The 24,366-nt window shown below is 63.3% G+C and carries 27 protein-coding genes and 1 pseudogene; 7 read left to right on the forward strand and 21 right to left on the reverse strand.

What is annotated here, in order from left to right; genetic code table 11:
- Positions 1-202: 202 nt before the first annotated feature.
- From VGV07_RS09085 to VGV07_RS09135, 11 genes are all read right to left on the reverse strand, one after another.
- Positions 203-406, reverse strand: coding sequence for a hypothetical protein (locus VGV07_RS09085; protein WP_326868377.1), 204 nt, complete (start codon positions 404-406; stop codon positions 203-205).
- Between the two features lie 131 nt (positions 407-537).
- Positions 538-1,608, reverse strand: coding sequence for a saccharopine dehydrogenase family protein (locus tag VGV07_RS09090; protein ID WP_326868378.1), 1,071 nt, complete (start codon positions 1,606-1,608; stop codon positions 538-540).
- A 12-nt stretch (positions 1,609-1,620) separates the two neighbouring features.
- Complete coding sequence (locus tag VGV07_RS09095; RefSeq protein ID WP_326868379.1) at positions 1,621-2,424, reverse strand: amino acid ABC transporter ATP-binding protein; 804 nt, start codon at positions 2,422-2,424, stop codon at positions 1,621-1,623.
- Between the two features lie 31 nt (positions 2,425-2,455).
- Positions 2,456-3,118, reverse strand: coding sequence for an amino acid ABC transporter permease (locus VGV07_RS09100; protein ID WP_326868380.1), 663 nt, complete (start codon positions 3,116-3,118; stop codon positions 2,456-2,458).
- 54 nt (positions 3,119-3,172) lie between these two features.
- A complete protein-coding gene (locus VGV07_RS09105) occupies positions 3,173-4,006 on the reverse strand; it encodes a transporter substrate-binding domain-containing protein (RefSeq protein WP_326868381.1) in 834 nt (277 codons plus the stop codon).
- Positions 4,007-4,152: 146 nt separating this feature from the next.
- Positions 4,153-5,052 carry a 4-hydroxy-tetrahydrodipicolinate synthase gene (dapA, locus tag VGV07_RS09110; protein WP_326868382.1) on the reverse strand — a complete coding sequence of 300 codons (900 nt, stop codon included), beginning with the start codon at positions 5,050-5,052 and terminating at the stop codon, positions 4,153-4,155.
- 36 nt (positions 5,053-5,088) lie between these two features.
- Positions 5,089-5,823, reverse strand: a complete 735-nt coding sequence (locus VGV07_RS09115) for a dihydrodipicolinate reductase C-terminal domain-containing protein (RefSeq protein WP_326868383.1) — start codon at positions 5,821-5,823, stop codon at positions 5,089-5,091.
- Positions 5,824-5,833: 10 nt separating this feature from the next.
- Positions 5,834-7,198 carry an aldehyde dehydrogenase family protein gene (locus VGV07_RS09120; RefSeq protein WP_326868384.1) on the reverse strand — a complete coding sequence of 455 codons (1,365 nt, stop codon included), beginning with the start codon at positions 7,196-7,198 and terminating at the stop codon, positions 5,834-5,836.
- A gap of 48 nt (positions 7,199-7,246) precedes the next feature.
- Complete coding sequence (locus VGV07_RS09125) at positions 7,247-8,578, reverse strand: FAD-dependent oxidoreductase (protein ID WP_326868385.1); 1,332 nt, start codon at positions 8,576-8,578, stop codon at positions 7,247-7,249.
- Entirely contained in the window at positions 8,575-8,835 is a 261-nt protein-coding gene (locus VGV07_RS09130; RefSeq protein ID WP_326868386.1) for a 2Fe-2S iron-sulfur cluster-binding protein, read from the reverse strand. The genes VGV07_RS09125 and VGV07_RS09130 overlap by 4 nt, the downstream gene beginning before the upstream one ends.
- A complete protein-coding gene (locus tag VGV07_RS09135) occupies positions 8,832-10,019 on the reverse strand; it encodes an FAD-binding oxidoreductase (protein WP_326868387.1) in 1,188 nt (395 codons plus the stop codon). Before VGV07_RS09135 ends, VGV07_RS09130 begins: the two co-directional genes overlap by 4 nt.
- Before the next feature lie 171 nt (positions 10,020-10,190).
- Between VGV07_RS09135 and VGV07_RS09140 the strand changes: the two genes are divergently transcribed.
- Together VGV07_RS09140 and VGV07_RS09145 are read left to right on the forward strand one after the other, a co-directional pair.
- Positions 10,191-11,090 (forward strand): LysR family transcriptional regulator, encoded by a 900-nt coding sequence (locus tag VGV07_RS09140; RefSeq protein WP_326868388.1) that lies wholly within the window; start codon positions 10,191-10,193, stop codon positions 11,088-11,090.
- A gap of 313 nt (positions 11,091-11,403) precedes the next feature.
- On the forward strand, positions 11,404-12,141 hold the full coding sequence (locus tag VGV07_RS09145) for an IS110 family transposase (RefSeq protein WP_326868389.1): 738 nt from the start codon (positions 11,404-11,406) through the stop codon (positions 12,139-12,141).
- Positions 12,142-12,172: 31 nt separating this feature from the next.
- Here the strand turns inward: VGV07_RS09145 and VGV07_RS09150 are convergent, their stop codons facing one another.
- Positions 12,173-13,090, reverse strand: coding sequence for a GIY-YIG nuclease family protein (locus VGV07_RS09150; protein ID WP_326868390.1), 918 nt, complete (start codon positions 13,088-13,090; stop codon positions 12,173-12,175).
- Positions 13,091-13,203: 113 nt separating this feature from the next.
- Here VGV07_RS09150 and VGV07_RS09155 point away from each other — a divergent pair, with 113 nt between their 5' ends.
- Positions 13,204-13,431, forward strand: coding sequence for a helix-turn-helix transcriptional regulator (locus VGV07_RS09155; RefSeq protein ID WP_326868391.1), 228 nt, complete (start codon positions 13,204-13,206; stop codon positions 13,429-13,431).
- 436 nt (positions 13,432-13,867) lie between these two features.
- Here the strand turns inward: VGV07_RS09155 and VGV07_RS09160 are convergent, their stop codons facing one another.
- A complete protein-coding gene (locus VGV07_RS09160) occupies positions 13,868-14,464 on the reverse strand; it encodes an AAA family ATPase (RefSeq protein WP_326868393.1) in 597 nt (198 codons plus the stop codon).
- Positions 14,465-14,587: 123 nt separating this feature from the next.
- Between VGV07_RS09160 and VGV07_RS09165 the strand changes: the two genes are divergently transcribed.
- The 4 genes and pseudogenes from VGV07_RS09165 (at position 14,588) to VGV07_RS09180 (ending at position 16,023) form a co-directional block, all read left to right on the forward strand.
- Entirely contained in the window at positions 14,588-14,833 is a 246-nt protein-coding gene (locus VGV07_RS09165; RefSeq protein WP_326868394.1) for a PilZ domain-containing protein, read from the forward strand.
- Positions 14,830-15,249 carry a hypothetical protein gene (locus VGV07_RS09170; RefSeq protein ID WP_326868395.1) on the forward strand — a complete coding sequence of 140 codons (420 nt, stop codon included), beginning with the start codon at positions 14,830-14,832 and terminating at the stop codon, positions 15,247-15,249. The genes VGV07_RS09165 and VGV07_RS09170 overlap by 4 nt, the downstream gene beginning before the upstream one ends.
- Before the next feature lie 219 nt (positions 15,250-15,468).
- The gene (locus VGV07_RS09175) at positions 15,469-15,642 is read left to right on the forward strand and encodes a hypothetical protein (RefSeq protein ID WP_326868396.1); all 174 of its coding nucleotides are present in this window, start codon (positions 15,469-15,471) and stop codon (positions 15,640-15,642) included.
- A 10-nt stretch (positions 15,643-15,652) separates the two neighbouring features.
- Positions 15,653-16,023, forward strand: a pseudogene (locus tag VGV07_RS09180) (DUF983 domain-containing protein).
- 299 nt (positions 16,024-16,322) lie between these two features.
- Here the strand turns inward: VGV07_RS09180 and VGV07_RS09185 are convergent.
- The 8 genes from VGV07_RS09185 to VGV07_RS09220 form a co-directional block, all read right to left on the reverse strand.
- Positions 16,323-16,595, reverse strand: coding sequence for a helix-turn-helix domain-containing protein (locus VGV07_RS09185; protein WP_326868397.1), 273 nt, complete (start codon positions 16,593-16,595; stop codon positions 16,323-16,325).
- Positions 16,596-16,720: 125 nt separating this feature from the next.
- A complete protein-coding gene (locus VGV07_RS09190; RefSeq protein WP_326868398.1) occupies positions 16,721-17,254 on the reverse strand; it encodes an NADH-quinone oxidoreductase subunit B family protein in 534 nt (177 codons plus the stop codon).
- 9 nt (positions 17,255-17,263) lie between these two features.
- Positions 17,264-18,778, reverse strand: a complete 1,515-nt coding sequence (locus VGV07_RS09195) for an NADH-quinone oxidoreductase subunit C (protein ID WP_326868399.1) — start codon at positions 18,776-18,778, stop codon at positions 17,264-17,266.
- 18 nt (positions 18,779-18,796) lie between these two features.
- Positions 18,797-20,221 carry a hydrogenase 4 subunit F gene (locus VGV07_RS09200; RefSeq protein WP_326868454.1) on the reverse strand — a complete coding sequence of 475 codons (1,425 nt, stop codon included), beginning with the start codon at positions 20,219-20,221 and terminating at the stop codon, positions 18,797-18,799.
- A gap of 23 nt (positions 20,222-20,244) precedes the next feature.
- Positions 20,245-20,907: a hydrogenase-4 component E gene (locus VGV07_RS09205; RefSeq protein ID WP_326868400.1), complete on the reverse strand. Its 663-nt coding sequence runs from the start codon at positions 20,905-20,907 to the stop codon at positions 20,245-20,247.
- Positions 20,907-21,824: a respiratory chain complex I subunit 1 family protein gene (locus VGV07_RS09210; RefSeq protein WP_414649933.1), complete on the reverse strand. Its 918-nt coding sequence runs from the start codon at positions 21,822-21,824 to the stop codon at positions 20,907-20,909. Before VGV07_RS09210 ends, VGV07_RS09205 begins: the two co-directional genes overlap by 1 nt.
- 29 nt (positions 21,825-21,853) lie before the next feature.
- Complete coding sequence (gene hyfB / locus VGV07_RS09215; RefSeq protein ID WP_326868402.1) at positions 21,854-23,872, reverse strand: hydrogenase 4 subunit B; 2,019 nt, start codon at positions 23,870-23,872, stop codon at positions 21,854-21,856.
- Positions 23,869-24,183 carry a helix-turn-helix domain-containing protein gene (locus VGV07_RS09220; RefSeq protein WP_326868403.1) on the reverse strand — a complete coding sequence of 105 codons (315 nt, stop codon included), beginning with the start codon at positions 24,181-24,183 and terminating at the stop codon, positions 23,869-23,871. Before VGV07_RS09220 ends, hyfB begins: the two co-directional genes overlap by 4 nt.
- Between the last annotated feature and the right edge of the window lie 183 nt (positions 24,184-24,366).

Genomic DNA, 24,366 nt, shown 5'->3' on the forward strand with positions numbered 1-24,366 from the left:
GCACCGGCGAGGACGCTACGGCGGGATATCGAGTGCTGCCGGCTGCCCTGCGTCATGCTCCTGGTCTCCCGATGCTCGTGGGATCGACCAAGGGTGTGAGCCGTTGCACAAGTCCAGGAAGAACGGCACCGGACTGCGATCTGGCAGTGGTCCGAGGCGCAGCGTGGCCAAGAGATGGTGACGATGCACCAACTGTCGCCGGTCAGGTCCGAAGGCTGTCCTGACGTTCAGGCGCATTCGGCTCGGTGTTCGAGTCGGGCATGTAGCCCTCGTTGATCAGCCAGATGCCGACGATGTGCCGGAACGCATCCTGCCTCGAGCGGAATGGTGCGACGTCAGCGGCAATGAAGCGGTCAAGGGCCTCGGCGAGGTCGGCGCTGATCCGGATGGTAACCCTCTCGGTCATTGTCGTAGCCTCCCAACAGCAACGCCGATGCTGCCATGGTCGCCCTCTCTCACGCCATACCCTCGCGAGGGCTGTGGAAAGATACAATTACACTGAAACCGCGCTGCCACGGACACCACGTCGAAACACAGCTAGCTCAGCAACGAGACCATGAACCTGTTCTCGGCGACTAACTTGAAGGGAACGGTTTCGTGGCGGACTAACCCATTTGGCAGGATGTGGCCCTGATCGATGAGGTCAACCATGGTGCACAGGTGGGCCGCCGCAGTATTACTTAGGGCATTGACCGGAAACTGGCTCCGCATCGGTTCGTGGTAGATCTTGCGGACGTAGGAGCGTTCCGTCGGCACCCCTTGGAGCTGCCCCCTGATGCTGATGAAGATGACGACAACGTCCTGAACCACATCGGGAACGCCGAACCTGAGCACGGTGCGCAGCATGTCCCGGCGGCGCTTCAGGCCGAGATCCTCAAAAAGAAAGCGGGCCAGCGTCAGGTGCCCGGGATATCTGATCGTCTTGAAGCTGAGGTTACGGACCTTGTGATGGAGCGACGTACACAGATCTCCCAGTCCTCCGGCGGTGCTGAATGCCTCGTACGGTCGACCGTTGAGCACGAAGCTTTCATACTGCTGGAGAGGGGCCACGCTCACTAACTCGCCTTCAACGATCCCTTGGCAGGCCCCGGTGTATTCGGCGATCAATCCGTCGACATCCCAGGAGAGCCCATAGCCGAACCCGCTTGAGGGGTTGACCGGAAGTCCACCGACTCGAATCACCATATCGATGGGACCCTCCAGCGCACCAACCAGTTCCACCGCCATATTGGCGACCAGCCCTGGGGACAGGCCGCAGCCTGGCAGAAAGACCTTGTCCGTCTTGGTCGTCGCCACTAGAGCCTTTATCGGATCGATGTCTTCGGCGGTATCGAGATAGTGAACGCCAGCCTGCAGCGCCGCGGCCCCGATCACCCGGGCCAGCCGTGCCGGTGCCGCATTGACCACAAGGTCGAATCCGGCCAACGCCTTCACACATTCGATCAGATTCGATCCGTCGAGGAAGCGGCTGCGGAAGCCCCGCTTGGTTGCCTGTTCCTGCGCTTCGCTTGTCACATCGGCAACTTCAATCGCGTATTCACTCGTGCCGGCAAGTAGGCCTGCAATGGCCATGCCGGCTCGTCCCGCGCCAATTATCAGGATCCGCATTTCGGTCTCCAATCAGGAATTGAAGCGGCTCAGGAACGCTCGCAGCCGTTCACTTCTGGGGTTGCGAATGACGGATTCGGCCGTGCCGATTTCGCGGATGACTCCATCGTCGATGAAGGCGACTCGATCCGCCACGTCCGCTGCGAAGGCCATTTCGTGCGTCACGATGGCCATGGTCATGCCGTCCTGCGCCAGCAGCCGGATAACCTGCAGCACCTCACCCACGAGTTCGGGGTCGAGCGCGCTGGTCACCTCGTCCAGCAGCAGAACGTCCGGTCGCATGGCCAATGCCCGCGCAATCGCCACGCGTTGTTTCTGGCCACCGGAAAGGTGGTTGGGATAGGCATCGCGCTTGTCCAGCAGACCCACCTTGCCCAACAGCTCGGTTGCCCGGGCCTCCACCTCGTGGCGTGGCTCTTTGAGCACGGCGATCGGCCCTTCGCAGACGTTCTGCATCACCGTCTTGTGAGGAAACAGATTGAAGTGCTGGAACACCATCCCGACATGACGTCGCAGTTCGCCGCAGCCGATGCTGCCGCCCCGCGACTGGAAGCGGTTCTCGACCTGCCGCCCTTTGTAGGAGATCACGCCGTTGCTGGGGACCTCGAGCAGGTTGAGGCACCGGATCAGCGTCGACTTGCCGGAACCGGAAGGGCCGATGATCGCCAGCACTTCGCCCCGAAGCAATTCTAGATCGACGCCTCTGATGACCTGCAGCTTCCCGTAGTTCTTGACGAGGCCGGCGACCTGCAGAATGACCTCCGGCGCTTCGGCGACCCGTTCCGATGGCGAAACGGCTGAAGCTGGCACTGTCATTGATATCTCCGCGATTGCTGCACTGGACACGTCAGTCACTCACCCGCAGCCGGTGTTCGACATAGTCGGCCGCCTGAGTCATCGGGAAGAGCACGACGAAATACAGCAGCGCGACGACGGTGAAGGCCTCGAGCGGCCGGTAGGTTTGACCGTTGACGACGGCGGCCATGTAGGCAAGTTCGCCCACAGAGATCACCGAGATCAGTGACGTGTTCTTGAACTGGATAACCGACTGGTTGATGAACGACGGCAACACCCGCTTGAATGCCTGCGGGATTACGATGCGCCACATCACCTGACGGTCCGACATCGCGATGGCCTTGGCCGCCTCGGTCTGTCCCCGGTCGATCGACTGGATGCCGCCGCGAAAGATCTCCGAGTAGAACGAGCCGGCATAGAGCGACAGCGTCAGCAGAGCGGCGGTGTAGTTCTCTATGGTGACGCCGATCAACAGTGGCAGCGCGTAGTAGAACCACATCAGCTGCACCAGTAGGGGCGTGCAACGGAAGATTTCCTGGTAGGCGCGCGCCAGGGTGCCGACCACCCGGAACCGCGACAAACGCCCGAAGCAGATGACGAGGCCAATGACGACGCCGATGAGGATCGATCCTGCGGTATATGCGAAGGTCAGCCAAAGTCCCCAGGCGAATAGGTCCCAGTTCTGCAGGACTACGCCGAAATCCCATTTATACATCGCGCATCCCTCTGGAAAGGTGCCGGGGCGATGACCGCCCCGGCTTCAGGTACATCAGCCGCCGATATCGAAGCCTTCGGGAAGGTCTTCGAGGCCGATCTCAAACGGCGCCAAGCCGTTGACGATCCAGGTCTGATTGTTGCCGACGCGCCGATTGTACTCGGCCCAGGCCGAGATGAAGGACTTGAATTGTTCGTCGGCGTTGTAACTGATGCCGATGACAGATGGCGACGACAGCACCGGCTCCGGCACGTAGACTTGGCCGAGCGCCGCATTGCGCTTCACCATCACCATCGAGTTCAGAACGGTGTTGATGATGGCGTCGGCCTTGCCAGTGGCGACTGCCAGGATGGCCTCGTCACGGGTCTTGAAGCGCAGCACGTTTGCCTTAGGCAGGTATTGCTGGGTGATCAGGTCCTGCGATGATCCGAGGTCCACAGCAACCGTCACGGCTGGATCGTTGAGCGATGCCCAGGTGGCGGAGGCAAGTTCCGCCTTGGGCGAAACAATAACGAAGCTGTTGTAGTAGGTCGGGGACGAGAACGAGATCGCAAGCGCCCGCGACGGCAGCGCCGTCAGCGCAAGTGCGATGTCGGCCTTGCCGGATTGTACGTCGAGGATCGAGTTGGCCCAAGTGCTCTCGACCACCTCGAGTTTGACGCCGAGTGTCTCGGCGATGTCGCCGGCCATCTCGATGACGAAACCACGCCACTCGCCGGTGCGCGGGTCCTTGTTGAAGTAGGGATCCTCGTTGAGGATAGCCGGAACGCGGAGGACGCCGCGCTCCTTGATCTGATCGATTGTACTCTTGTCCTGGGCAATTGCCGGTGCGGCCGTCACGCCAATCACCATGCAAATGGCGGCGAGTATGGTCTTAAGTGCTCTCATCGTGTTCTCCCTCCGAAAACTGAGCGGCAGCTCGGTGGACCGACCATCCATGACCGATCTTCCGGCGTTGACAGTGCAGTCGCGCCCCTAGCTCATCAATGCAAACGGACGGTCCACACTTGTGGCGTTTCTTGGAAGAGCACGCATCACGCTTCCCTGCCGGCGAACTGTTCAAGCGCGGCAATTAGAGCCGAAAGGCTCTCCGGCCTCAGCGGGGCGAGCGGAGCGCGTACGGTTCCGGCCATTTGCTGGCGCAGGGCCAGAGCCTGCTTTATCGGCACCGGATTGCTTTCGATGAACATTGCCCTGGCAAGTGCGAATATCCTCTCGTGCAGCGCCAGCGCCGCGCTGGTGTCGCCGCGATGCCATGCCGCAACGAGTGCCACCATTTCTGCGGGCGCATAGTTGGACAGCACGCTCGTGACGCCGATCGCCCCCAAAGCGAGAAACGGCAGAGTCAGGCCGTCGTCCCCGGAATGGATTACGAAATTCGGGCCGCACGCAGCTCGCAACTCGCTGATGCGCTCGGCGCGCCCACCCGCTTCCTTGATTCCGACGATATTGTCGTGCCGTTCGAACAGGCGTTTTGCCGTGTCGGGCTCGATCTCGACGCCACATCGCCCCGGCACGCTGTACAGTACGATCGGCAAGTCGGTGCTCGCGGCAACAGCGTCGTAGTGCCGCTCCAGCCCGTCCTGGCTGGGCTTGTTGTAGTAGGGCGTGACCACAAGACAGCCATCCGCCCCCGCCGCCTCGCAAGCGCGGACCGCCTCTACGGCATGTGCGGTGCTGTTCGAACCGGCCCCAGCGAGGACAAACGCCCGGCCGCTGGCAATTTGCACGGTGCGCTGGACCAACGCGTTGGCCTCTGTCGAACTCAGCGTTGCGGCCTCGCCCGTGGTGCCCACCGGCACCAAGCCCTTGACCCCGGCCGCGATCTGTTCCTCGACCAACTGGTCGAACGCGGCGAAGTCGATCCCTTCAGGGCCAAAGGGGGTTACCAGCGCGGTGAACACGCCGGTGAAGACATCGTTCAGTCCACTCATCTCGTCGCCTTTCGAAAACAGCCATTGCCCGGAAGCCTAGACATCAAGGGCATCATGCCGTCCCGGGCCAATTCCTCCCTCAACCAGTCTGACTGCGGCCGCCACCGCGCCGTGGGCGTAGGCGCCAATCGTTCGCACCGAAAAGTTGAAGCGCATTTCGGAGTCGCCGAGGTCGAACCGCACTTCGTTAATGCCGACGGTGTCGCCCGTCCGGTGGATGCGGATATCCGGTTCGGGAGGCATCGCCCCCGCGCCGCTACTCTGCGCCGCATGGATGCTCTTCGCCAGCAGCATTGAGGTGGCCGAGGCCAACCGCTTCTTGCGCTGGTGGTAGGTCTCTTCGATGATGACGTTGGCACCCGGGTGTGCCAACGCAAACGCTTGCACGCTGCGCGCGAAAGCGACGAATCCCAGTGCGAAATTGGCGCCCATCAAGATCGGGCGGTACCGGGCCGCCGCATCGATCTCACCCAGTTGCCCTGCGGTGAAACCGGTCGTCCCGATAACGATTGGCACCCGGCTCCGGCCCGCCACACGCTGCAGATAGAGGCTTCCAGCAGGGGTCGAGAAATCGATGATCGCGTCGCAATGCGCATTGATCGTCGTCTCGGCCGGTCGATACTCGATGACAGTATTCGCCACCTGCCGGCCAATCCATTCCGAACCGGGTGAAACATGCGCGGCGGCCAGCTCCAGCCCGGGGTCAGCGAGGATCGCCTCAACCAGTCTTGTACCTACCCTGCCTGACGCTCCGAAGACCGCGATCCGCATGACGTCCTCCCTAGTCGATTACGACCTTGGTTTCGCTCATTTCGCGCAGCGCGATGCGAACACCTTCACGCCCGAGCCCGCTGCTCTTGATGCCGCCGAAGGGGACATGCTCGGCCCGGAAGTCCGGCCCTTCGTTGATCATCACCCCGCCCACCCGAAGGTCCCGGGCGAACTGCTTGATGATCGAGTGGTCATTGCTGAACACCCCCGCCTGCAGGCCATAGGGGCCGGAATTGACCTCGGCGATCGCCTGCGCCGGATCTTCGAAGCGGCGGACGGAAATCACCGGCCCGAAGGTCTCGCGGGCGAAAAGGTCAGACGTCGGGGTCACATCGGCGAGGACCGTTGGCGCCAGCGTCGTCGCGTGCCGGGTACCCCCGACAAGTAGACGCGCGCCGTCGGCGATGGCAGCACGAATTCGCATATCCACCAGCGAGGCCGCCTCGAGGTCGATGACTGGACCCATCTGAACCGCCGGGTCCAGCGGATCGCCATATCGCAATGCTTTCGCCGACTCAGCCAGACGCTCGAGCGCCGAGTCGTGAATGTCAGCATGCAGATAGAGCTTCTTGACTGCGGCGCAGCTCTGTCCGGCTATCTCGTATCGCTGGGCGATGGCAGTCCTCACCGCCGCATCGAGATCGGCGTCCGGCATCACGAAGAGCGGGTCGTTGCCGCCCAACTCCATCAGGCAACGCACCAGCCCTGCGGCATTCTTGAGTGCAAGCCCCGCGACCGGGCCGCCGGTGAAGCTCAGCAGGTCGATGGGGGCCCGGGCTAGCATCATCGCCTCAGCCGCGCCGCCATGCACCACCTGGAACAGATGCCGCGGAAAGCCTGAGCGCTCCGCCAGCTCGGCGAGCCGGTTCGCGGTCAAGGGCGCCTTGGGCGATGGCTTGGCGACCACCGCATTGCCCGCGGCGATCGCTGGCCCGAGCTTGTGGCAGAGAAGGTTGAGCGGGTAGTTGAATGGCGTAATGGCTCCGACGACGCCGGCCGGCACGTAGGTGACCACTGCCTGGCGGTTGGCGCCACCCGCCACGATGCCACAATGCAGCACCTCCCCGCCCAAGAAGGTGGCAGCGTCGCCGGCAAGGCGCAGCGTGTTCTGCGCCCGTCGCACCTCGTTTCGCGCCTCACCGATCGTCTTACCGACTTCTGCACTGATGAGTTGCGCCATCGATTCCGCCTCGGCCCCGACCGCGGAGGCCAGCGCGTCCAGCAATCCGCGCCGCTGCGCGGGGGTGGAATGGGCAACCTCCGACTGGGCCGCCCGTGCGTTCTGCACGGCATCGGCGATGTCCGCAGCGCAAGTCACGGCAACACTGCCCAGAAGGCGGCTATCATAGGGCGAGGTGACGTCGATGCGGTCCACCTCGTTGGGCACTAGGAGTTTTGGCATGGGGGAGGACAAGCGGAGTACTCACTCTTCTGGTTTGGAGGCGGACTGCGACACACCAGCCGCGATGAACGCCGACACGGGCACCGGCTTGACCGGCCAGCGACTGCCAATGAACTCAGCAATTGGTTGCGGCGGTATGCACTGTTGCCGAGCCACGAACGCAGCCACCCACTCGGCGCAGAACCGCCCCTGGCACGGCCCCATACCGAAGCGACCATTGAGTTTGATCTCGCGCAGGGACACTGGATCGTCGGCGGTAAGCATTCCACGCAACTGGCCCAGCGTACGGCCTTCGCAGCGGCAGATTACGGTATCGTCGGGCAGGTCTGCCGGATCGGAGCCCGAGTAGTCGAAGAAGCGGCCAAGGATAGCCTGCATGCGGCGCTCACGCGCCAGCTCGGCATCGGGTGCTTCCTTCGTTGAGACTGCCCCCCCCATCCGGGCGATCACGGCCCGGCCGGCGCGGCGCCCGTCGGCGATGGCGGCGACGCCACCGAGCACTTCGCGACAGTCGCCTGCCTCAATTACAAATGGCCCGTGTGGGACCGTGGTGGCGCCATTGCCCCCGGGCCGCAATCCGTCGTGCAACGCCACCCGGTCAACCACCAGGCGGCGTTCATGGCGCTTCGCGTCGGTAGTGGTGACGGCAAGCCGGCCGTCGGCCGTCGCCTCGATCGACTTGACCGCGGCGCCGCGCCGCCATGGCACTCCGGCCAGCCGCAGACGCAGGAGGTAGCCCGCCGCCTCCGAAAGGTAGGCTGGCGCCTCCAACAGCCGGGCGGCGGCGAGCGGTGACACGGCGGCACCGCTGCGTTCGAGTATCGCGATCGGCGGATTTCCGAGGGCGGTCATCTGCGCAGCCAGCGCCACCAACAGCGGCCCCGATCCGGCGATCAGAACCTTGCCTCCCGGCGCCCTGCCGGTTGACTTCATCATCACCTGCATACCGCCGGCAGTGACCACACCGGGCAGTTGCCACCCCGGGACCGGAGCCACCCGCTCGACACCTCCGACTGCCAGCACCACCGCTGCGGGATGCCGCCAAATGATGCGGCCGCGGATGCGGTCCTCAAGCAGCACCGACCCGGCGCCCTCGATACCCACGAACATGTGCTGGCACAGCACTTCGACAGGAGTTGCCGCCAGGGCATCCGCCAGGGCGCGCCAGCGCCGCCGCTGAACGGCAGGAACAGGTACCCGCCGCGCCGGCTCATCGGGCTGGCGATGGATCGCACCGCCGAGCCGCGGGCCCTGTTCGCACAGGGTCACCGAGAGGCCGGCTCGAGCCATCTCCAACGCGGCGGCGACCCCAGCTGGTCCGCCACCGACAACGAGTGCATGACTCTGGGTCATCGATGCCCCGATCCGACGGGCCCGATGCGCTGGCCGGCGCGGGCGGGGGTAAGGCACGCCTCCAAGCGCACACCATCAATCGACACCACGCAGGCCTGGCAGGTGCCAATGCCGCAGAAGTAGCGGGCGACGCACCCTCCTTGCCCGTCCCCCAGTGTGACGATGCCGGCGCGATCAAGCGCTGCCGCTATGGTCTCGTTCGCCTCAAAGGGAACGGCAACGCCGTCGAAGAGGAATGCATACAGAAGGTTACTCATGCTGCCGCCAGCATCAGCTTGAAGCGCCTGGCATCGAGCGCTGATATGTCCTGTTGTGGGTGTTGCCCGCAGATCAACTGCTGGCAAATTCGGCCCATCAGGGGTCCCAGGCAGATGCCGTCTCCCTCGAACCCCGTAGCGATCCAGACATTGTCCACGCCCTCAAGCTGGCCGACGATAGGAAACCCGTCCGGGGTCGCGGCGCGCAGACCGGCAAACACGCGAATGACCCGCAACTGCGCCAAGCTTGGCGATAGCGCTACAGCGTCGGCAAGCAGACAAGCCACAATGTCGGAATCGGTGCCGTACTTGTCGTCGCTATCCTCGCGGGAGCCGCCGATCAGAAACTGGCCGGTGGCAAGCGGATCAATCACTAAACCGAGCGAACGGCCCTCGACCAGACTGCCGTTCGCCTGGCTGCCTTTGCTTACGAGATATCGGCACGACATCAGCGGTCCCGGGAAGCGCGGCATGTCCTCGCCCGCGCGGTCCGTTACGATCAATTGGCCCTTGCGAGACCGGATGAGGCCGGGTGCTTCGAGGAACGCGGCCGAACCGAGGCCCGCGGCGAGCAGCACGGCGTCGACCGGCACAATGCCACGGTCGGTGACAACACCGTCGACGCGGCCGCCCGTATGGCGAAGACTAACGACCCTCACATCGCGCCGAATTTCAAAGCCCCCCAGCTGGCGCAGCCGTTCCACCACGCGGTAGCCAATGGCGTGCCCCTCACCCCGCACCTCCACGGCCGCCAGCGCCGCGGGCGCGGCCACCCCGACGGCCTCGGCGAGCGCGCCGCCCCGGAGGTAGCTGATCGGAACGCCGGCCGCCTGCAGCCCGGCAGCGTGCCGTTCAAGCACCGCCAATTCTTCCTCATCGGAGGCGACGACAAAGGTCGAGCGGGAGGCGAATTCATCGACTAGCACGCCGGCCTCCATCAACTGCTCGTAGAACTGCACGGCGGCCACCGCCAGGGTCATCAGCGGGCCCGGTTTCTTGCTGGCCACCGAGACCGCTCCGTCCGATGCGCCGGTGGCGCCGGACGCCGGGGAGCCGGCGTCAAGTACGATGACGCGCCAGCCGGCCCGCGACAGGAAATAGGCTGCGGACATCCCGACAATGCCGGCACCGACGATGGCGATGATGCCATGGATCCGGGAAGTGATTCTGGCTGATTGAGGCATTCGCTGACATCGGGTTGGAGCCTTTCATCACAATGGTCCGAGGCCGCGTGCAGCGTCGATACAAATGAACCGGGTGTGGTGCGCAACATTTTTGTAGACCGAGCGAAAGGCAGTCCTTTGTCCGCAAGCGGTCGACTACTATGATCGGGCTCGCACGAAACCGTGAGCGCCATGCCGGAAGTTAACCTGACATTGATCCAGACTTTCTACCTGGTGGCCAGGCACGGTTCCTATTCGGCAGCAGCGCGCGAGCTGAACCTGAGCTACCAATCGGCGGCCAATCATGTGCGGCGCCTCGAACAGGTGATGCACGAAAGGCTGGTGGACTCTGACCAGGGCGCCAAGAAGATCCGACTTACGCCCCGTGGTGTGGCGCTCTACAACCTGCTGCACCCGGAACTGGAAATCATGCTGGAGCGCCTGTCCCTGGTTGTCGCCAGCCAGCGCCCAGTCTTGCGCATCGGATTGCCGCAGGCGATCTTCTACTACCTGCTTCCGGCGGTTCTTGCCCAGTTCCACGAGAAGTTCCCGGATGTCGAGGTCGTTGCCTACGAGCGCGACACCTCGCTTGCAGAACTTGTAAAGAACGGCAGCCTCGACGTCTGCATCAACGAACGGTTCTTTGGGGACCCGGTTGTGCCGCAAAGCCTGCTCGGCACGTACTACCTCAGTCTCGTCTACCCCGGGAGCTGGGGGCCGCCGCCACGAGCAGCCGAGATACCGGCGTGGTCGAAAGGACGCCCCCTGGTCACCTTTGAGCCGGGTCAGACGCTACGCAACATGGCCATGGATTTCCTCGCAAAAGGGGGCGGCCAGACCGAAGCCACGATTTCCGCTTCGGGAAGTTCGAGCGTCAAGAGGTGTGTGGAGAATGGTCTAGGCTTCGCGATCATCCCCACGTGGTGCGTCACGCCCGAAGACGCCAACCTGGTTAAGGTGAAGATCGACGTGCTCCCACCGGTCAAGGTCTACTTTGGGCAGGCGCTGTTCATGGCCCACAACATCTATGTCCAGGCCCTGCAGGACCAATGCAGGGCAAGCCTGATCGGAGCCGCCCTCGAACGATCCTAGACATCCGGGCGACAGCCCAATTACCCACGCCCACCATTGAAACCGCTCCTCTTCGACAAGGAGCATCTTACGGGTACCGTCTCCTAGGGGGATTACATATTCGCGGGGCTTTTCTTGCTTTGCTTTTTGCGAAGCTAGGATGGCCCGGCGCGGAGCCCCTACGGTTCGCGCGCCGGGCAGCGGGCGGGCCTGTGGGGATTGGCCTCAAGCGGCCGTAACTTATCTCGCTCCCCGCTGCACCCGTATCCGGCCATCCGAACGGTAGAGAGGCCTTTGACGGCCGCATGTAATCCAGGAACCAACGGACAGCACCATGATCATGCCCCCGACAGCGGACTGCTTCAACCACATCGTCGCCTTCGAGGTGAGCAAGGCCGAGCTGGTCGTGCACACCCTGCCGGCCGACCGCCAACAGCGCATCAAGAACTCACCCGCCGCGGTTCGCCGCCTGCTCGGGGCCGAACAGCGCATCAACCACAAGTTCGGGCTGGGACCCTTGCTGGTGGTCTGCGAAGCCACCGGCGGCTATGAACGCCATGTGCTCGATCAGGCCGGCCGGCTGAAGCTTGCCGTGCACCGCGCCCATGGCAGTCGCACCCGCCTGTTCGCCCGCTTCAATGGCAAGGCGGCCAAGACCGATGCGATCGATGCCCGCCTCATCGCCCGCTACGGCCTCACGCCCGATCTGCCGCTCTACACGCCACCCAGCCCCGAACAGGCTGCCCTGCGCCAACTGCGTCAGCGCCGCGACGAGATCGTTCAGATGCTGCGCATGGAGCTTAACCGGACCGAGCATGCCAGCCTGCCGCGCCTCAAGAGTTCGCTCAGCCGCCATCGCACCTGGCTCGAGAACGAACTCACAGCCATCCAGGCCGAGATCGCGAACCTCATCCACAACAGCCCCGAACTCAGCCGCAAGGCCGGCCTCATATGCTCGCTCAAAGGCATTGGCCCACTCACCGCAGCCGCCATCCTCGCCTACCTGCCCGAGATCGGAAGCCTTTCAAAGGTAGGCGTCGCCGCCATCTGCGGCCTCGCCCCAATCGCCTAAGGCTTGACACTCAAAGACGGTAGATAAGTGGTCAATTTGCGCCGAGTTCGACTGCCTTCCAGTCGCGGTAGCTCATCCCGGTGCCCTCGACCTTCCATTCGCCCGGACCCGTTGCACTGCGCCCTGCGACGATTGCGGCGGCGGCGCTCGGGCTGGTGAATGGCACATCCTGGGCGAAGCGGTATTGTTCCCCGTCGTCAATCAACGTGCCATCGCGCAAAAGTTCGTCCCGCAGCGCGCGATAGCCCGCCGGGAAGGTCCCGGTCTCACCCTTTCTAGCCGTCGAACCTGCCAGCACCACGAACCCGTCAGCGCCTTCGATCGCCATCGCCGATGCACCCGCGGGAGAGAAGACGAACCTAGCGCCCGCCGCTGCAATCGTGACTGCCGTTGTTTCCGCCGCGACCCGCCCACGGAACAGGTCGAACGAGAGAATGGGCAACACGATTCGAAGCTGATCGAGGAAGTAGTCCATGTCGGCCCGGTCTGCCTCGGGCAGTCGTTGAAAGTCCGGCGCCCGCGTGTTGGTGAGCGGCACCGAGCCGGCGTCGAGGGTGGCCCGAATGAGCCGCGCTTCCAGGTACTTGACGTGTCCCTTTGTCAGGTTGTTGTCGGAAGCGACGATGACTGCGGCCCGCTCGAAAAAGTCCTTGTCGCCGGACCGCATGTGGAACCGGAGCCGGGCTGCCACATCGTCTGCTTCGCCGATGTAGCCTACCGTGCCCCCGGCCCGCTCCGGGTCTGGTCCGAGCAGCACGTAGATCCCGGTCTGAGCGCATTCCGGGCGTCTGAGCAGATCCAGGAGCCGGGTCCTGGGCGCGGTTAGGGCCTTACCCACCCAGTTGCCGACCTCGGCGACGATGACGCCATCGGGTGTCCCGTCGGCGAGGAAGAGCCGGATCGATCTCGCTCCAGAGGGACGCAGGCCCTTGATTGCTGTGTTCTCCACCCGATGCCCCGATGAAACGAGCGGATGATGACTATAGCCTACATCGGTTCACGCAATATGAATGTAGACGATAGTCCGTGGGAGGATCGTCGACTCCATGGCCTCGTCCGGCCATGGACAGCATCCAGGACATCCTCGCCAGAAACCTGCGCCTGGCGCGGCAGCGCGTGGGGGTGTCTCAGGAGGAATTGGCTGATCGCGCCGGTGTCGATCGCACCTACGTGTCCGGCATTGAGCGCGGTGTTCGAAATCCGACGATCGCAATCGTGGCGCGGCTGGCATCGGAACTTGGAACGACGGCCGCGGCACTTCTGGAAGACCCCCGTACTGCGGAACGCTGAGGTTGATTTCAGTTCGGCTTGACCCCGATGGCAGCGCGAACCAGTCTGGAGACGACATCGTCGTCTCGCTCGCCCGGCAGCCTTTGAGCTTGGATGGCTGGCGCGACTTCTTCGTCGACGTCGATCAACCAGCTACCGTCAGCCAGCCGGCCCCCCGAGCCTGCCAAGCGTATCCGGGCAGAGCCTGGGACGCAATCAGGTCGCGGGTGGCGTTCTCGATGTACAGTCGCTTCATGGCGAGTGTCTGTCAAAATAGCGTTCTCGGACACTGACTTAGGTTCGCGATGAAGTCGACTGGAACTTCGCGCTGATTGGCCGTCGCACTTCCGCGGGGCCGGCCGCCGCCTCTCCGGCGTCCTGCCCACTTGCTGCCGCATCATTCGATGATTAGCCGACCGCAAGTCGAAGTATTGCTGCTAACTGCCCAGCAAGTCCTTCAGGTGTTCGACAAGCCGGCGTAGCGGTCAAGCTCCTCCCTGCTGGTGAGGAGGTCCTTCTTGCCTACGAACTGGTCCCACAGCCGCTGATGGGTCAATCGGGAGTTCGAATTGCTCCGGTTTGGATACTCGGACACCCAATCGAGCATGGTCTGGAAGGATGCTTGGCTTCCCCCGCCCTGATTTCCACGCGAACGGAGATTTGTAAGGCACTCGGCAACGGGCAGATCGATGAAAACGAACTCCGTGGCGCGGGGCAGAGCGGCCGGAAGTAGCCACCCATACACGCCCTCCATCACCCAGGCATCCTTACTCGCGCGGTCGTGAACGTCTCGAAACACCTCGTCCTTTGGGCGCCCTTCGGCGCCGTACGTGCCTGCCCAATAGACGTCGTCGAGGCGGACCAACGGCAGCGACAGGCGGCTTGAGAGCTGGTCGCCCAACCAAGTTTTTCCGAGCCGCCATTGCCGGTTATGAGGATTCGCATCTGCTTGTGCTGCCAGCACGCCTGAGTGTTCGTTGCCCTTGTTACCGCCTACCGAACGCAAATCGCAATGTTCCCAGCGGAAATCCGCCGGAAGCAGTGCGGTGCGCAACGCGAAGGTCGCAACCAGTTCCCCCCTTGCATCAACCCTCAGTAGTAGTGTTAGGATACGTTCCTGATGATGTTTTCTGAATCATTATTGTAGGTTAGTGCATGCAGTCGCCGGAGCGCTGATATGGCCGACATTCGAGCCCGCATCGTTTTCAACCAGGGACATTCCACAGTCTCCTGCGTCGTCAGAACGATGTCCAACGACGGCGCGCTGCTGCACGTGCGTTCCGTTTTTGGCATCCCGTCCGCGTTCCGCCTCGTCTTGAGCGAGGATACGCATCGGCCGTGCTGGGTCGTTCGCCGGACGACCAAGGAGATCGCGGTCGCATTTACCGATATGGAGCCGGTAGTCGAGGCGATCGGTCGATGAACGTGCACCAGTCAGCCGCTAAAGGCTTGCACTATAAGCCTTGGGGGGACCACCGCCGATCACCGGTGGTGATGGTGCTCCAGAACGAGCGCTTCTACGCCGACTTTCTGGAGGATATGCTTGCGGCCATGGGTTTTTCCGTAGGCGGTGCGTTCTGCCGTTGTAGCGACACCGAAGAGTGGCTTAGGAGCGAGAGCCCGGATGTCGCCGTGATCGATGCCGAGGTGCAGGACGGGCGTTGCCGCGACATCGCTGGCACACTGCGCGCACGGGGTGTTCCGTTCGTCGTCTACTCGACCATGCCCATCATCGAGCCTGTGTCTGACCGTGTGCTCGGGCACGGCACTTTTCTGAAGAAGCCGAGCAGCCGAAGGAAGATGCTGGCGGCGGTGCGGGCCGCGGTGGCTCGGCGCTAGTGAAATTGGGCGGGGTATCCCTCACCCACAAGAAGGCGTACCTATCGTACCATCGGTCGATATTGTCTTTTCTTGGTGTTGCGCTAGCGTTGCGTCGCTGTTAGCCGCCTTGGCTTGTGACTTGGAATTCGCCGGCGAGCGCCGAACCTGCAGCGGTCGGAAAGTCCAGAGAACGCGGCAGGACGCAAGGCCAGTAGCTGGGTCGATTGGAGCAAGCCGTTGGCAAAGAACCCTACCATCCGCATCTTGCTGCTGCGCAGTGTGGTACTTGGCGTGCTCACCGTCGGATCGGGCGCCTTGATCTACTACCTTATGGGTGTGAGCATGCTCTCGGCGGTCCTGTTTGCGCTTGCGTGCGGTGTCGCCTCGGTTGTTGCCTCGTTCATCTCTTGAAGAGTGCGTTATGCCCACCAACAGCGAAAAGCTGAGCTCTCCCCTTGCCACCGGCATTAAGTGTCGCTGCCCGCGCTGCGGCGAGGGGGCGCTGTTTCAGGGGTTCCTCGAGGTTGCGCCACACTGCGGGACTTGTGGCCTCGACCTTACCTTTGCGCATAGCGGGGACGGTCCCGCCTTCTTCGTAATATTGCCGTGGCGCCGATAGTGGTCGCGCTGGCCTTTCTTGTCGAGGCACTGTTTCATCCGGCGCCCTGGATGCACCTGGTCATCTGGATTCCCACGATTGTCCTCCTGTCGCTAGCTCTGCTGCGGCCCTTCAAGGGTGTCCTGGTCGCCCTGCAGTACCACCGTCAAGCGGGAGAGGGTCGACCCGTTTAGATCGTGATTGCGCTGCCTGACAATGCGAGGCTCACGCGGCGCCCGGCGAGTGGCCAGCACACGAGGAACTACGGACAGTGTCAGGGCGCAATCCCGAGCCAAGCGCAGGCCGATGCCAAGGCCCCGGAACTCGCCGACGTGCTGAAGGCGCAAGGCTTTGCACCCATCAGATCATACATGAAGGATGTCGCATCGGCCGGTCAGCCTCAACCGCCTCCGGCGCTGGCCCGGGAGACGGTCGCTAGTCTTGGCAAGCTTCCGACGACACGCCGTTGCCGACGAACAGACGACGCACGGCTTTACTGCAGTCGCTGCTGGGTGGCGCGAGCCTGCCGAAAGCGCACACCACGACCGTCGCCGTCGCTGCGGGCGTTCTCGCCGATGAGTTCAATGCCGGCGGCGTTGAGTGCTTCGATAACCTTGGTCAAAGTGTCCACGATACCGCGGACATTGCCTTGGCTGGTCTCCATCCGTTGGATGGTCGGAAGAGACACCCCTGCCATACTGGCCAACGTTTTCTGGTCGATTCCGAGGAGCGCCCGCGCGGCGCGTAATTGTGCGGCGGTGATCATGGCGGTCCTTTGCACGTGCCTCAGAGGTCAGGTAGTCCATGCAAATTGACGTATCAAGCTGCATTCTTGAAGGACTTGCACTGAACATACGCCCGGGCCGCAGTTGTGACACCCCGTCGAGGCACTCAGTCCGCCGACGCCGTTGCGTTGACCCGCTCAATCAGCGCCAGCAAACCCTTTAGTATTGCTGTCGGCGACGGCGGGCACCCGGGAATGTGCAGGTCGACCGGCACCACGTGGTGTGCGCCCCCGAGCACCGCGTAGCTGCCAGCAAAGCACCCGCCGTCTCGTGCGCAGTCGCCAACGGCGACGACCCACTTGGGATGGGGCATTGCCTCATAGGTTCGCTGCAAGGCTTCGGCCATGTTCTTCGTTACCGGCCCAGTCACCGTGAGCACGTCTGCGTGACGCGGCGAGGCGACGAAACGGATGCCGAAGCGCTCGATGTCGTAGAAGACGTTGCTGAGGGCGTTAAGCTCAAGTTCGCATCCATTGCACGATCCGGCGTCCACCGTCCTGATCGAGAGGCTGCGCCCCAGCCGCCGATATGCGGCACGGTCGACCGCCGCAGCCAGCTCAGCGATCAATGCGTCGTCGGGCAGTGGCGGCCGCTCGGTTAGCGGTGCATGCAATATGCCATCCAGAAGCAGCCTGCGCATGCCATCACCTCAGAGGTCGTGCCCGGAGTACGAGCAGTTGAAGGACTTGTTGCAGAGGGGGAAATCCGCAACGATATTGTTTTCAACAATGGCCTCGAGCAACGGCCACTGGAACCAACTGGGATCGCGCAGATGGCAGCGTTCGATCGAGCCGTCGGGACCCAGCCGCAGCCAGACGAGGACATCGCCGCGAAAGCCTTCAACCAGGACCATACCTTCGCACAGTCCTGCGCTCCTGTTGAGAGCGGCAACGATCGGCCCCTGCGGCATTGCAGCGAGGATTTGCTCGGCGAGGGACAAGCTCTGCTCCACCTCGCGTATTCGGATCCAGACGCGTGCGTCCACGTCGCCCTCGGTCAACATCGGCACCTCAAACGTGAGTTCGTCGTAAGGCGCATAGGGTAGAGTACGCCGCGTGTCGAAGCTTCGTCCCGACGCCCGGCCGACGTACCCGCCGGCGCCGTATTGGGCCGCCAACGTGGCCTTGAGCACACCGGTTGACACGGTCCGGTCCTGCAACGAGGCGGTATTGTCGTAAGTCTCGACCAGCCGCGGCAACTGCGCACGAACTTCCGCTATGAGCGACGAAATCGCCGCGATGCCGTCGAGATTCAGCTCTGTGGCAACGCCCCCCGGGACGATGCGGTCCCGCATCAAACGGTGACCGAAGGCAACGTCCGCCGCCCGCAGCGTTCTTTCACGCAGGGCGCCGAAATGGGCATGCAGCAGGGCAAAAGCGGCGTCGTTGCAGATAGCCCCGATGTCGCCGAGGTGGTTGGCAAGTCGTTCCAGTTCCGCCATCAATGCCCGGAGCCAGATAGCCCGCGAGGGAACCTCGAGTTGCATGGCCGATTCCACGGCCATTGCGAACGCCCAGGCATAGGCGACCGTGCTATCTCCGGAAACGCGGCCAGCCAGCTTTGCCGCCGCCTCGAGCGTGGCGCCGGCCATCAGCGACTCGATACCCTTGTGGGTGTAGCCTAGACGCTCCTCGAGCCGCACCACCGCTTCGCCGTTGGCAGTGAAGCGGAAATGCCCCGGCTCGATGATGCCGGCATGCACCGGCCCCACCGCAATCTGATGCAGGCTCTCGCCTTCGACCGGAAGGAACGTGTAGGGCTGAGGATCGCCGGTCACCGCTCGAGCGGGACTGAGGGGAAAAGCGGAGGGCCAAGTCCCGTGATCGAGCCAGGGGCGTGGGTCCGGCAGCCCTTCGGGCACCAGGCCAAACAGGTCATGAATAGCCCGATCGAGTCGCATGGCCGGGGGATGGACGCGTCCGACAGACGGATAGACTCCGTCTGGGCATGGCAGGCTGAGGACGCCGACGGTGCTCGATGCAGGGTCGAGGATGGCGATGTGCACGCTGGCGGTTTCACCCCATAGGCCGAGCAGTGTCAGTTGCCCCACACCGAGGGCTCCGAGAGCCTCCCCCCAGACGTCCCGGTCCACCAAGCATCGTGGCCAGGGGCCGTGCTGCGGGACTGGTGTTCCCTTCGCGACGAGGTCGGCCAATGCTGACATTGTCGGGTCCTTCTGCATCTATCCGAGAAGAAGTGCAACGTGCTGGAACCAGGCCACCAGCGGCGGCGGCAAATAGATACCGGCGCCCAGCACCAGCCCGAGATGAGCAAACATCGGGACGTAGGACGCCTGGGCGGGCGCGAGACTTCCTGTCGGTTCGCCGAATGCCACGCCGGTCAGGCGTAGCAAAAGCGCGCCGAACGCCACCAGGAGGCCGAAGACTAGCGGAATGGCTAGCAGCGGCTGACGCGCGAACGTCGAGGAAACGACGAGGAACTCGCTCATGAAGATGCCAAACGGGGGTACGCCCATGATGGCGACGACGCCGATGACCAAGGCCCAGCCGAGCCCAGGATGGGTGACGGTAAGACCGCGGATCTCGTCAATCTTCTGGGTGCCCTTGATCTGGGCAATGTGGCCGACCGCGTAAAAGATCGCCGACTTTGTGAGACTATGCATGACCATGTGCAGAAGCCCGGCGAAATTGGCGAGCGGGCCGCCGAGACCGAAGGCGAAGACGATGATGCCCATGTGTTCGATCGAGGAATAGGCAAACAGGCGCTTGATGTCGCGTCGGCGGTACAGCATGAAGGCTGCAAAGATCAGCGATACCAGGCCCATCGTCATCATCAGCGGGCCTGGAGCGATCGCCTCGGGGTTGGCCGCGAGCAGGATCTTGAAGCGCAGCACGGCGTAGAGAGCGACGTTGAGCAACAGCCCCGAAAGCACTGCCGAAATCGGGGTCGGGCCTTCGGCGTGCGCGTCGGGCAGCCAGGCATGCAGGGGCGCCAGCCCGACCTTGGTGCCGTAGCCCAGCAACAGGAACACGAAGGCGACATTGAGCAGGGCCGGATCGAAATCCGCGGCGTGCTCGAGCAGGATGGTCCACACCATGGCGTCCTGGCCTTCCCCGATCAGCGGCTGCGCCACCATGTAGACGAGGATGGTGCCGAAAAGCGCGAAAGCGATGCCGACGCTGCCGAGGATGAAGTACTTCCACGCCGCCTCCAGCGCCTCGTGGGTACGATAGATACCGACCATCAGCACGGTGGTCAGTGTCGCCAGCTCGACCGCCACCCACATCAGGCCGATATTGTTGGAAATGAACGCCAGGTTCATGCCGAACATCATGATCTGGTACATCGCATGATAGAAACGGATGTTGACGCTGTTGAGCCGCCCCGTCTCGAGTTCGTGCGCGATGTAGCTGGCGCTGAACACGCTGGTGGTGAACCCCACGAACGTGTTGAGGACGATGAAGACGATGTTGAGGTCGTCGATGAAGAAATACGTCCCCGGCTCCGGTCGCTTGGTCACGAACAGCGACAGCGCCGCCAACATGGTCAGGAGACTGGCGGCCACGTTGAGCCGGGCGGTCAGCCGGTAGCCAGGCAACAGTGCCATAAGCGCCGCTGCGCCCAGCGGTACGATCAGGATCGCCATCACCGGATCGAACGGGAACGGGTTCACCGGCGGTCGCCCTGGAATTCGTCGAGGGCCTCGACATCAACGGTGTCGAACCGCTCGCGGATACGAAACAGGAATATGCCGATGACGATGAAGGCGATGAGGATCGAAAAGGTGACGCTGATCTCGACCACCAGCGGCATCCCCTTGGCGCCGGTCGCCGCCAGCACCAGCCCGTTCTCGAGCGACATGAAGCCGACCACCTGGCTGACGGCGTTGCGCCGCGTGACCATCATCAGCAGACCGAGCAGCAGCACCGACAGCGCGAAGGCCAGGTCCTCGCGCGCCAGCGGATCGACGGCCGAGGTGACCTGCAGCATTACGGCCATCGACAGCGCCACGAGACCAATGCCCGCAAGCATGGTGAGGCCGACGCCGACCGCCGTCTCGATCTCGCGATGGATGCCGAGGCGACGGATGATGCGGTGTAGCGCCACGGGAATGATGATCGCCTTGAAGATCAGGGCGATTGCCGCGGTGACATAGAGATGGGGCGCATCCTGCACATATGCCTGCCAGGCCACCGAAAGCGTAAGCACCAGGGCGTGCAAGGCGAAGAGATTGAGCAGCGCGTAGAGCCGATCCTGGTAGAGCATCATGAAGCTCACCAGCACGAGCCCCCCCGCAAGAAGGTGTGCCGTATCGAAGACCAGATTACCCATCACAGACTCCTCGAGACGAACAACAGCAGCGTACCAAGCAGTCCGAGCATCAAGGCTGCCCCCAGGAACGCCGGAACGCGGAACACGCGCATCTTGGCGATAGCCGTCTCAAACCCGGCCAGAAGAATGCCGCCAACCAGGAGCTTTCCCAGGTAGCTGACGAAGCCCAGAAGGTGGGCGCTCACTCCGGACCCAGGCGGCGCCAGCCCCCAGGGCACGAAGACACAGCCGATCAGCGAGACATAGAGCAGCAGCTTCAGCGCGCCGGCGAACTCGATCATGGCGAGGTGACGGCCGGAATATTCGAGCACCATGGCTTCATGCACCATGGTGAGCTCAAGGTGGGTTGCCGGATTGTCGACCGGGATGCGGGCATTCTCGGCGATGGCCACCATGATCAGCGCAACAAGCACCATGCCGAGTGATACGCGCAGGCCGACGGCAGGCGAAGCCATCACCGCGGCGATTGTGGAGAGTTGCGTTGATCCGGCGACTAGCGCGAGCGTGAAAACGATGAGTAGCATTGCGGGCTCAGCCAGCGAGGCGATCAGTACTTCACGGCTGGAACCGATGCCGCCGAAGCTGGTGCCCACATCCATGCCGGCGAGCGCCAGGAAGAAGCGAGCGCTGCCGACCAGCGCGGTGATGGCGATCAGGTCGGCGCTCCAGGCGAAGTAGAGGCCGGTGGCGAAGGTAGGGACAAGCGCTGCGGCGACCCAGGTAGCGGCAAAGATCAGGTAAGGCGTGGTGCGGAAGAGCCACGAGGCGTTGTCGGCCAGCACCACCTCCTTGCGCAGCAGTCGGAGGAGGTCGCGATAGGGCTGGAACACCGACGCGCCCCGCCGGCGCAGCAGGCGCGCCTTGACCTTGCGCACGATGCCGGTGAGCAGCGGGGCGAGCAGCAGCACCACTGCCATCTGCAGTCCCTGAATGAGTATTTCGATGATCAGGGCCAAAACGCGAGCACCATCAGCAGGGTGACGAGGGCGCCGAAGACGATACTGAGATAGCGCCGGATGGTCAGGAACTGCAGGACGTTGAGCCGGGTGACGGTATAGTTCACGATCCGGACGATGGGGGAGTAGACCCAGTCCCAGACCAGGTCTCGCATCGTGACCGTCAGCCGTGCCGGGCGCGTGTCACCGGGCGCGGGCATGTCGATCTCCTCATGAGCCCGGAACGCCAGCGAACCGAAGACCCGCCGTATCGGCTGGCTGAAGCTGTTCCCCGAATACTGCATGTCGGCGGTCACACTGGGGAAGCCGCAGCCCCAGGCCGGACCACGGCGGACCGCGCGCGAGGCGAAGCGGTGGATGACGAAGACAGCGAGCCCCGCGGAAATGGCGATGAAGGAAAAGACCAGCATGCCGTTGTAGGAACTGCGACTCTCGGCGATGGGGACCAGCGACAGCCAGGGCATTTGCGCCTGCAGCGGCGGGCGACTGGTGAGCAGCGCCTCGGTTACCGGGGCGAGGGCATCGATCACCAGCCCCGGAAGGAGGCCGGCGAGCAGGCAAAGCCCGGACAGCGCCAACATGGCGGCGAGGGAAAAACGGTCGACCTCGGGCGCTTCCGCCGCTGCCGCGCTGCGCGGGCGGCCGAGGAACATGGTTCCATAGACCTTGACGAAAGTTGCAGCGGCAAGGGCGGCGGCGAACGCCAACATCCCTCCGATTGCCGGCATCATGAGCTTTAGCCCCCACTGGGGCAGGTCCGGACTCTGGAGAATTGCCTGGAACATCAACCATTCCGAAGCGAAGCCATTGAGCGGCGGCAATGCCGAGATTGCCAGGCACCCGGCAAGGAAGACGACGCCGGTGACCGGCATGCGGTGAATGAGGCCGCCAAGCTTTTCCATGTCGCGCTCGCCCGTCGCCGTCAGCACCGCGCCGGCGCCAAAGAACAGGAGGCTTTTGAAAAGAGAGTGGTTCAGGACGTGGAATAGCGCCGCCGAGAGCGACAACGCCGCCGCGAGCTTCATGCCGTTCGCCTCGAAAGCCATCGCCAGCCCGAGGCTCACGAAGATCACCCCGATGTTCTCGATGGTCGAATAGGCGAGGACACGCTTGATGTCTCTCTCCATCAGCGCCGATAGGATACCCAGGATCGCCGTGGCTCCGCCGATGAACATCACGACGATGCTAGACCACCATGCCGGCTCGCCAACAAGATCGAAGATCACCCGGATGAAGCCGTAGATGGCAACCTTGGTCATCACTCCGCTCATCAGAGCGGAGACGTGGCTCGGCGCCGCCGGATGGGCAAGCGGCAACCAGATGTGGAGTGGAGCCAGTCCTGCCTTTGATCCGGCCCCCAGCAACATGAGCCCGAGCACCATGGTGACGACGAACGGGCCGTGTTGCGCCGCGCGGATAGCCTCGAACCCGTATTGTCCGTCCGGACCCGCCAGCAGGCCGAACGCAAGCAGAAGCGCCAGGGTGCCGAAGCTTGCCATCACCAGGTAGATGTAGCCGGCTCGGGCGTTTCCCGGTTCGCGGTGATGGGCCATTACCAGTGCCCAGGAGCTCAGCGACATGAACTCCCAGGAGATCAGGAAGCTGAAGGCATCATCGGCGAGGATCACCAGGTTCATGCCGGCAAGAAAGGCAGGAAAGAACGGCAGCACCCGCGCTGGCTCAGGTTCGTGCGCACCGTAGCCGAGGCCGAAGACGCTCGCCACACTACCGCCCAGGTTGACCACGAGCAGGAAGAACGCCGAGAGCGCGTCGAGGCGGAAGTTGGCGCCGATCCAGGGCAGTCCGAGCGGCAGTGTCAAGATCGGGGCGCCATGGGTCGCATCCAGGAGTTGCCCGAGGGCAGTGAGCAGCGCCATCGCGGAGATGACTGCAGTTGTGCTGTAGATCAGTCCGGTCGCCACTCGGAATCGACTAAGGGCAATGGCAGCGGCCGACGTCACCAGCAAGGCGGCGACGCACCAGAGCGACAGCGCAACGGGGCCCGTCACGCCCGCCACCTGCCGCTCGGGAGATCCATGTCTTCGCGCCGCCTGTGGACCCAGGGGGTGACAGTCTCTCCCCTCAGCCGTACCCCGCGGCCACCTGACAGGCTCGCCGCGCCTGGCGCGATCAGCTCGATGCCGGCATGCTCGAGCGCGGTCATCAATTTCACGAGCGAGTCGACATTGCCGCGTATCATCACCTCGCTGGCCTCCATGCGCTGGATGGTCGGCACAGAAAGTCCGCACAACGCGGCAAGGGCGCGTTGGTCGATCCCCAACAGGGCTCTCGCGGCCCTCAGCTGCGCGGCTGTGATCACGATCGGACCTCGATGCTAGGCTAGATGGCAGCAATCGGTATTGCAATGTGCAATGGGACGTCAGGTATCCAAGGACTGATGTTCTGAACATGTAGATTATCGAGCGACTGGACATACATCAACGCGATAGATCGGGTATTTGCAACGAGCGTCTTGCCCGGGTGGCCTGGGGCAGTCAGGCGA

This window comes from Devosia sp., assembly GCF_035944845.1.
Lineage (GTDB): Bacteria > Pseudomonadota > Alphaproteobacteria > Rhizobiales > Devosiaceae > Devosia_A.

Bases quoted from the DNA above. Each gene is read 5' to 3' on its own strand.
- VGV07_RS09210 (WP_414649933.1), bottom strand. From the start codon at position 21,824: ATGGCAGTGGTGCTGCTGCTCGCCCCGCTGCTCACCGGCATCGTGCGC.
- VGV07_RS09105 (WP_326868381.1), bottom strand. From the start codon at position 4,006: ATGAGAGCACTTAAGACCATACTCGCCGCCATTTGCATGGTGATTGGC.
- VGV07_RS09170 (WP_326868395.1), top strand. From the start codon at position 14,830: ATGAACGTGCACCAGTCAGCCGCTAAAGGCTTGCACTATAAGCCTTGG.
- VGV07_RS09085 (WP_326868377.1), bottom strand. From the start codon at position 406: ATGACCGAGAGGGTTACCATCCGGATCAGCGCCGACCTCGCCGAGGCC.
- VGV07_RS09185 (WP_326868397.1), bottom strand. From the start codon at position 16,595: ATGATCACCGCCGCACAATTACGCGCCGCGCGGGCGCTCCTCGGAATC.
- VGV07_RS09200 (WP_326868454.1), bottom strand. From the start codon at position 20,221: ATGGCGATCCTGATCGTACCGCTGGGCGCAGCGGCGCTTATGGCACTG.
- VGV07_RS09140 (WP_326868388.1), top strand. From the start codon at position 10,191: ATGCCGGAAGTTAACCTGACATTGATCCAGACTTTCTACCTGGTGGCC.
- VGV07_RS09130 (WP_326868386.1), bottom strand. From the start codon at position 8,835: ATGAGTAACCTTCTGTATGCATTCCTCTTCGACGGCGTTGCCGTTCCC.
- dapA (WP_326868382.1), bottom strand. From the start codon at position 5,052: ATGAGTGGACTGAACGATGTCTTCACCGGCGTGTTCACCGCGCTGGTA.
- VGV07_RS09135 (WP_326868387.1), bottom strand. From the start codon at position 10,019: ATGCCTCAATCAGCCAGAATCACTTCCCGGATCCATGGCATCATCGCC.
- VGV07_RS09090 (WP_326868378.1), bottom strand. From the start codon at position 1,608: ATGCGGATCCTGATAATTGGCGCGGGACGAGCCGGCATGGCCATTGCA.
- VGV07_RS09190 (WP_326868398.1), bottom strand. From the start codon at position 17,254: ATGCGCAGGCTGCTTCTGGATGGCATATTGCATGCACCGCTAACCGAG.
- VGV07_RS09205 (WP_326868400.1), bottom strand. From the start codon at position 20,907: ATGGGTAATCTGGTCTTCGATACGGCACACCTTCTTGCGGGGGGGCTC.
- VGV07_RS09165 (WP_326868394.1), top strand. From the start codon at position 14,588: ATGGCCGACATTCGAGCCCGCATCGTTTTCAACCAGGGACATTCCACA.
- VGV07_RS09145 (WP_326868389.1), top strand. From the start codon at position 11,404: ATGATCATGCCCCCGACAGCGGACTGCTTCAACCACATCGTCGCCTTC.
- VGV07_RS09100 (WP_326868380.1), bottom strand. From the start codon at position 3,118: ATGTATAAATGGGATTTCGGCGTAGTCCTGCAGAACTGGGACCTATTC.
- VGV07_RS09115 (WP_326868383.1), bottom strand. From the start codon at position 5,823: ATGCGGATCGCGGTCTTCGGAGCGTCAGGCAGGGTAGGTACAAGACTG.
- VGV07_RS09155 (WP_326868391.1), top strand. From the start codon at position 13,204: ATGGACAGCATCCAGGACATCCTCGCCAGAAACCTGCGCCTGGCGCGG.
- VGV07_RS09195 (WP_326868399.1), bottom strand. From the start codon at position 18,778: ATGTCAGCATTGGCCGACCTCGTCGCGAAGGGAACACCAGTCCCGCAG.
- VGV07_RS09095 (WP_326868379.1), bottom strand. From the start codon at position 2,424: ATGACAGTGCCAGCTTCAGCCGTTTCGCCATCGGAACGGGTCGCCGAA.
- VGV07_RS09125 (WP_326868385.1), bottom strand. From the start codon at position 8,578: ATGACCCAGAGTCATGCACTCGTTGTCGGTGGCGGACCAGCTGGGGTC.